The sequence below is a fragment of the Alistipes sp. genome (assembly GCF_048465635.1).
In the GTDB taxonomy this organism is placed as follows: Bacteria; Bacteroidota; Bacteroidia; order Bacteroidales; family Rikenellaceae; genus Alistipes.
The window spans coordinates 100,971-106,970 of record NZ_DBFWLF010000011.1 but is presented as its reverse complement, the minus strand read 5'-3'; the positions used below and the strand labels follow the sequence as shown (position 1 = coordinate 106,970).

The window sequence follows — 6,000 nt, the reverse complement described above, 5'->3', positions numbered from 1 at the left end:
ACCCGTGCGCCGGTCGCCACCAAAGTATTGCTACTTCGTGCTGCCCCTCGACTTGCATGTGTTAAGCCTGCCGCTAGCGTTCATCCTGAGCCAGGATCAAACTCTCCATTGTATAAAATAATGTATTGTTAGAGTCCTGACTATTCGTTTTCCTTGAAAGGAAATTGACAGATAAATACTACATTTCTTATTCTCTCAAATATAACCAGTAATTCAAAGAACCTTGTTGAAAAAATTCGCATTTTGTGGTGCGAAAGGACTGCAAAGATAATTCATCTTTTTCAATCCTGCAAATCTTTTTTCAAGAACTTTGCGTTTTCGGAAAAAATCGTGTTCACAAAAGGCTTTAAGCTCCTTTATTGTAAACTTCCACACTTCGTAAGAACAACCGTTTTTCTCAAACGCGGATGCAAAGGTAGCGACTTTTTCGGAACCTGCAAATATTTCCGCATCTTTTTTTGCCGAATCCGCTATTTTTTGCACAAAACGCACCCTCACCTATATATATTATACGCATGGCCTAAAAAAATCGCGGCCCACCCTCAGGAAGAGCCGCGATCCGAATCGCAGAGAGGACGTCGGCGGCTTGCGCGAACCGCACACCCGTCGGGCAAGGATCAGAGCCAGCCGCCGTTTTCAGCCATGCCCTCGCGCGAAACGAGGGCGAACTCGCGCGTCACGGTTATGTCGCCCGCACGGGCCTTGACCGTCACCATCGCCAAACCCGCTTTGGTACAGGTAAGCGTGAGCTTCGTCCCGTTAAAGGCCGGCAGCGACGTAAGGCCGACGTTCGAAAGATCGCTCGACGTGGCCGAGTTCATGGCGACTTTGCTGTTCGCACCGCCGAAATAGTCCGCGAAATCCACCGTGGTCGCCACGCCCTTCTTCACATAAATCGCAGGCGTGCCTTTGATATTGAGCAACAGTTTGAGTGCGTCGACGCAGCCACCGCCCATCTTATTTTTGTAGTTGGACATTTGCAGCGTGATCCGCTTGTTGTTATAGTCGTAAGAGTACTTCGTTCCGGAGAAATACTGGTCGATTCCATAGACGGAGCTGAGCAGCAGCGACGTATATTCATCGGCCGTGAACTTTTTCCCGATCTGTCTGGCATAGGCCAAGCCGAGAGCAGCCACGCCCGAAACGTGGGGGCAGGCCATCGAAGTTCCCTGCATATAACCGTAGCCGTAAGAGGCGCTCGTCTTGCGCCCATCCTGGTAACTGATCGAATTGTCGCAGAGGATGGTGCTGAGAACCCCGGCACTATTCCCCAAAGACTGGTCGCCGCCCGGAGCGGTGATGTCCACCCACGAACCGTAGTCGGTGTAGTAGGCCGGCAGGAATCCCCAGTCCATCGAGCCAACGGCGATGACCGGCGCATAGGCGGAGGGATACATCTTGGCGTCCTGCCAGACGTCTCCGTCGTTGCCCGCGGCAAAAATCACCAGCCCGCCCTCGATCGGAGAGGCCGGATCTTCCGTCCCGGCATAGCGGACAAAAGTGTTGATGGCCGTTTTCAGAGCGTTTACATTGCTGTATCCATAGTTCCACTCCGCTTCGAGATCGCTCGGCGTCGTATCTTCGTCGAGACCCCAGCCCCAACTGTTCTGGGCGATCACGGCCCCGTGCTTCAAGGCGTATTCGAAAGCCTTCGAATCGGCGTAACTCTGGTCGACATTCTTCGAACTGTATCCCATGATCTGACACGACATGAGCTTGACTCCGTTCCCGTTCCGGCCGCCGGCAATGCCACCTACCCCGATCCCGTTGTTGTTCACTGCGGCGATCACGCCGGCTACGTGCGAACCGTGGTCGGCATATTCGTAACCGTAGTTCGGATCATAGTCGTAGGACTTCCAGTCCAGATCGGCCGACTGGTTCCAGAAATTATACCCGTGCAGGCCGTTCTTGGACGGATTGTCCGTGTTGACCCACATATTGTCTTTCAGATCGGGGTGCTCCGTATAGATCGGTTCGTCGATCACGGCGACGATCACGCCAGAATTGCCCGTGCAGAGGCTCCACGCGTCGGTCAGGTTGATGTCCGCACCGGCTTTGGACTTGGACCCGGTCCCCGGATTGTCGTAATGCCATTGCTGGCTGAGGTAGGGGTCGTTCATCGCGGCGGAGGCCCGGGTGGCCACGTTGTGCGCCGGATCGTTCTCGACGAAATAGGGGCGCACGGGACCTTCCCGCATCACGCGGCGGTATTTGGGGTTGATCGGGAACTGGATGGCCTCGATTTCGGGATGCACGGCAAGCTCGCGCCCCACCTTGGCTACGTCCACCGCAGGATCGAAATAGACCGTATACCAGAGGTTGATCCCCGTCGTCGCATATCGCTCCTCCCAGACTGGGTCGTAGGCCCACAGGCGCTCGAAGCGCGTCGCACCCACGCCGTCCAGCACGGCGTCGATCCCCCCGATTCCCGATCGGGTCGCAACCCCTTCGGAACGGGTCTGCCCGGCCAAAACCGCAGCGGCTGCCTCTGGGGTGAGTTTGATGGCGAGCGTGCCCGGAGCCGCTATCGAGGGATTTCCGACCAGACGTGCTCCCTCCGCGGCGGAATCGTCGCCGGAAGAATCGATCGGGTCTTTCGTACAGGCGAACGACGCGAGCAGGCAAAGTGCGAGTAAAAATCGTTTCATATTTTTATCCGTTAGATTCTTCAAAGATAGGATTTTTTTTCGAAACCCGTTCGTTCCGCCGGGACAATTTTATAACACGCCCGTTCCGGAACCGAATTTTTTACTATTTTTGCCGCAGATTAATCCCGGTTAAATGAAATACAAGCATATAACGCTGCTCGTGCTGATCCTGCTCGTGGCCGACCAGGCGCTCAAAATATGGGTCAAGACCCACATGACCCTCGACGAGTCGATCGTCGTCTTCGCCGACTGGTTCCAGCTGCGCTTCATCGAGAACAACGGCGCGGCGTTCGGCATGCACATCTACACGCCCGGCGGCTTCGACTGGGGCAAGTTGCTGCTGGGGGTGTTCCGCATCGCCATGGTGGCCGGTCTGATCTGGCTAATCCGCAACCTGCACCGCAACAGGAAGACGCCCAAAGGGGTGTTCGTCGGGCTGGCGCTCATCATGGCCGGCGCGCTGGGAAACATTCTCGACAGCGCTTTTTACGGGCTGATTTTCTCGCAGTCGACTCCGTTGGCGGTCGCCCAGTTCGGCGGCCACTACGCCGGATTCATGATGGGTAAAGTGGTGGACATGTTCTACTTTCCGCTCTTCCAGTGGAACGGCGTGCCGCACTTCTTGCGCTTTCTGGTCGACAGCAACAACTACTTCTTCGGAGCGATCTTCAACCTGGCCGACGCCTACATCTCCGTAGCGGTAGTCTATCTGCTTGTTTTCCAATATAAATACTTCTCGAAATAGATTTTTTTCGAAAAAATAGTTGGCGAATGCGAAAAAAGTGTTACTTTTGCACACCGCAATTCCGAAATGCCCAGGTGGCGGAATAGGTAGACGCGCACGTTTCAGGTGCGTGTGCCGCAAGGCGTGCAGGTTCGATTCCTGTCCTGGGCACTGAGGAACCCCGTTGAACGCAAGTTCAGCGGGGTTTTGCTTTTTCCGTGACCGAACGATCGCAGCCGCCGTTTTGCGGCGGACTGTTCGCGGCCGACCCGTCCGTCCTACCGCTTCCGGCGCAGGGTCTTGCGCCTGCGCACCGACCAGCCGAAGTGGCCAATGGCTTCGCCCAGGGCGAAATATTCGCCGTGGGAATAGACGATCGGGCAGGCGCGCTCCAGGCAGAAGCGCCCGGTGGCGGGGTCGATCAGCGCGGCGTCGACCTGCACGTTGACCACTTCCGCCAGAAACAGATCGTGGGAACCGAGCGGGATGACCTGCTTCACGCGGCACTCGATGTTCACGGGCGATTCCGCAACGATCGGCGCCGCGACCCGTTCGGCCGGAAGCGGCGTAAGGCCCGCCTCGCGGAACTTGTCGCAGTCGCGGCCCGAGCGAACCCCGCACCAGTCGGTCGCGCGGGCCAGCTCGCGCGTGGTGAGGTTGATGACGAACTCGCCCGTGCGACGGATAATTGCGTAGGAATGCCGCTCAGGGCGGATAGAGACGTAGCACATGGGAGGCGCGGTGCAGACCGTCCCCGTCCACGCCACCGTCAGCAGGTTGTACTCCTCTTCGGTCGCGCCGCAGCTGACCAGCACCGCGGGCAGCGGATAGAGGAGCGTCCCCGGTTTCCAGCTCTCTTTGAGCGAATGATCGTTATTCATACCACAAAGGTAGCTTTTTTCCGGAAATTCGGCTCGCTCGGGGATTGCTTTGGCTTCGCCGTAGATACTCCGTCTCGGCAGAACCAAACTGCGTTTGCTTCTGCGCTCGACTTTCCGTCACTTTGGCTCCGCCTTAGATACTCCGTCTCGGCAGAACCGAACTGCGTTTACTTCTGCGCTCGACTTTCCGTCACTTTGGCTTCGCCTTAGATACTCCGTCTCGGCAGAACCAAACTGCGTTTGCTTCTGCGCTCGACTTTCCGTATCTTTGTTCCATGCTTTCCCGCTTCATCGCATACCTCGAAGCCGAGCGACGCTACTCGCCGCTGACCGTCCGCAACTACCGCCGCGACGTGGAGCGGTTTCTGGCGTGGCGCGGCACGGACGACGCCCGGTTCGACCCTGCCAGCGTCACCACGGAGGAGATCCGCACCTGGATCATCCACCGGATGGAGTGCGACAAGGTCACCCCCGCTTCGATGAACCGCGAGCTGTCGTCGCTCAGAACCCTCTTCCGCTGGCTGCTGCAGACAGGAGCGCTCCGGAAGGACATCATGCTGCCGATCCGCTCGCTGCGCACGTCGCGCCGCCTGCCGGCGTTCGTCCCCGAGATGCGGATGACCGGGATCGTGGACGAGTGCGAAACGGAGAGCCTCGATTTCGAGACGGAGCGCAACGCACTGATGATCCTGCTGTTATACACCTGCGGGCTGCGGCTGGCCGAACTGATCGCCATCGACCGCACGGACTTTGCGGCCGACTTCACGGCGCTGCGCGTCCGGGGCAAGGGCGACAAGGTGCGTCAGGTTCCGGTCATGGAGTTCGTGCGCGAAAAAATTATCCGTTACCTCGACCTAATTGACAGGCAAAATATTTGCAATTCCCCGGAAAAAGCTCTATTTTTAACAGAGCAAGGAGCGCGCATCTCCCGGACCGCGGTCTACCGCACGGTGCTCCGACTGTTGGACCGCTCCGGGGTAAAAGGCAAGAAAAGCCCCCACGTGCTGCGGCACACGTTCGCCACGCACCTCTTGAACGGCGGCGCCGACATGCGGGAGATTCAGGAGCTGCTGGGACACGCCTCGCTGCGCTCCACGCAGATTTATACGCACAACAGTATCACCCACCTGAGGGAGATATACGCGAAAGCCCATCCCCGCGGAAAGGGAGGGAAGTAACTACCTAAAAAAGTTAGGCTATGAACGTACAGATTCAATCCGTGAAATTCGATGCCGACATCCGGCTGATCGAATTCGTGAATGCCAAGATGGCCAAGTTGGACCGTATTGCGGAGCGCGCGACCGGAGCCGAAGTCATTCTGCGGCTCGACAAGGACCACGAAAAGGGGAACAAGATAGCGACCATTACGCTCCACATGCCGGGCGAGGACCTGGTAGCGTGCCACCAGTCGAAGGCGTTCGAGGAGTCGGTCGACGAGGCCATCGACGCGCTGAAGCGCCAGATCGACAAGTTCAAGGCCAAAACGGAAAAGTAACCCCATTCATGGGAGACGAAAAACACCCCGGAACTCCCGTGAAGAGTTCCGGGGTGTTTCATGGTAAGTTTGCGGGAAGGTGCTACCATTCGCCGTCCGCATCCGACTGCAGGGACGATCCGTGCAGCGGAACGAAACGGCCGGAGAGAAGACCGGCCCCGCTCCGCGACCGCATGGAGCCGTACGGCGCGCAACGAACGAAAGCCCCCTACGACACCCCGGGCGTCTCTGCCCCGCATCGGACCGCAAAAC

Annotated in this window: 6 protein-coding genes, 1 tRNA gene and 1 rRNA gene; 4 read left to right on the top strand and 4 right to left on the bottom strand. The window is 57.7% G+C overall.

Going from position 1 to position 6,000, the window contains the following annotated elements:
- The 3 genes from ACMO9O_RS04915 to ACMO9O_RS04905 all read right to left on the bottom strand — a co-directional run.
- Window positions 1-112 (bottom strand): 16S ribosomal RNA (locus tag ACMO9O_RS04915); the annotation flags it as partial.
- Between the two features lie 101 nt (window positions 113-213).
- Window positions 214-498, bottom strand: a complete 285-nt coding sequence (locus ACMO9O_RS04910) for a hypothetical protein (RefSeq protein WP_418982559.1) — start codon at window positions 496-498, stop codon at window positions 214-216.
- Between the two features lie 119 nt (window positions 499-617).
- The gene (locus tag ACMO9O_RS04905) at window positions 618-2,648 is read right to left on the bottom strand and encodes a S8 family serine peptidase (RefSeq protein ID WP_418982558.1); all 2,031 of its coding nucleotides are present in this window, start codon (window positions 2,646-2,648) and stop codon (window positions 618-620) included.
- 133 nt (window positions 2,649-2,781) lie between these two features.
- Here ACMO9O_RS04905 and ACMO9O_RS04900 point away from each other — a divergent pair, with 133 nt between their 5' ends.
- On the top strand, window positions 2,782-3,393 hold the full coding sequence (locus tag ACMO9O_RS04900; RefSeq protein ID WP_418982557.1) for a signal peptidase II: 612 nt from the start codon (window positions 2,782-2,784) through the stop codon (window positions 3,391-3,393).
- A gap of 68 nt (window positions 3,394-3,461) precedes the next feature.
- A tRNA-Leu gene (locus tag ACMO9O_RS04895) sits at window positions 3,462-3,543 on the top strand.
- A 107-nt stretch (window positions 3,544-3,650) separates the two neighbouring features.
- Here ACMO9O_RS04895 and ACMO9O_RS04890 read toward each other — a convergent pair.
- A complete protein-coding gene (locus ACMO9O_RS04890; protein WP_418982556.1) occupies window positions 3,651-4,253 on the bottom strand; it encodes a flavin reductase family protein in 603 nt (200 codons plus the stop codon).
- A gap of 275 nt (window positions 4,254-4,528) precedes the next feature.
- Here ACMO9O_RS04890 and ACMO9O_RS04885 point away from each other — a divergent pair, with 275 nt between their 5' ends.
- A complete protein-coding gene (locus ACMO9O_RS04885) occupies window positions 4,529-5,431 on the top strand; it encodes a tyrosine-type recombinase/integrase (RefSeq protein ID WP_418982554.1) in 903 nt (300 codons plus the stop codon).
- A gap of 20 nt (window positions 5,432-5,451) precedes the next feature.
- Window positions 5,452-5,748: an HPF/RaiA family ribosome-associated protein gene (locus ACMO9O_RS04880; RefSeq protein WP_418982553.1), complete on the top strand. Its 297-nt coding sequence runs from the start codon at window positions 5,452-5,454 to the stop codon at window positions 5,746-5,748.
- Window positions 5,749-6,000: the final 252 nt, after the last annotated feature.

What these genes read in the sequence shown, in the direction of transcription:
- ACMO9O_RS04905 (WP_418982558.1), bottom strand. Translation starts at nt 2,648, where the DNA reads ATGAAACGATTTTTACTCGCACTTTGCCTGCTCGCGTCGTTCGCCTGT.
- ACMO9O_RS04900 (WP_418982557.1), top strand. Translation starts at nt 2,782, where the DNA reads ATGAAATACAAGCATATAACGCTGCTCGTGCTGATCCTGCTCGTGGCC.
- ACMO9O_RS04890 (WP_418982556.1), bottom strand. Translation starts at nt 4,253, where the DNA reads ATGAATAACGATCATTCGCTCAAAGAGAGCTGGAAACCGGGGACGCTC.
- ACMO9O_RS04885 (WP_418982554.1), top strand. Translation starts at nt 4,529, where the DNA reads ATGCTTTCCCGCTTCATCGCATACCTCGAAGCCGAGCGACGCTACTCG.
- ACMO9O_RS04880 (WP_418982553.1), top strand. Translation starts at nt 5,452, where the DNA reads ATGAACGTACAGATTCAATCCGTGAAATTCGATGCCGACATCCGGCTG.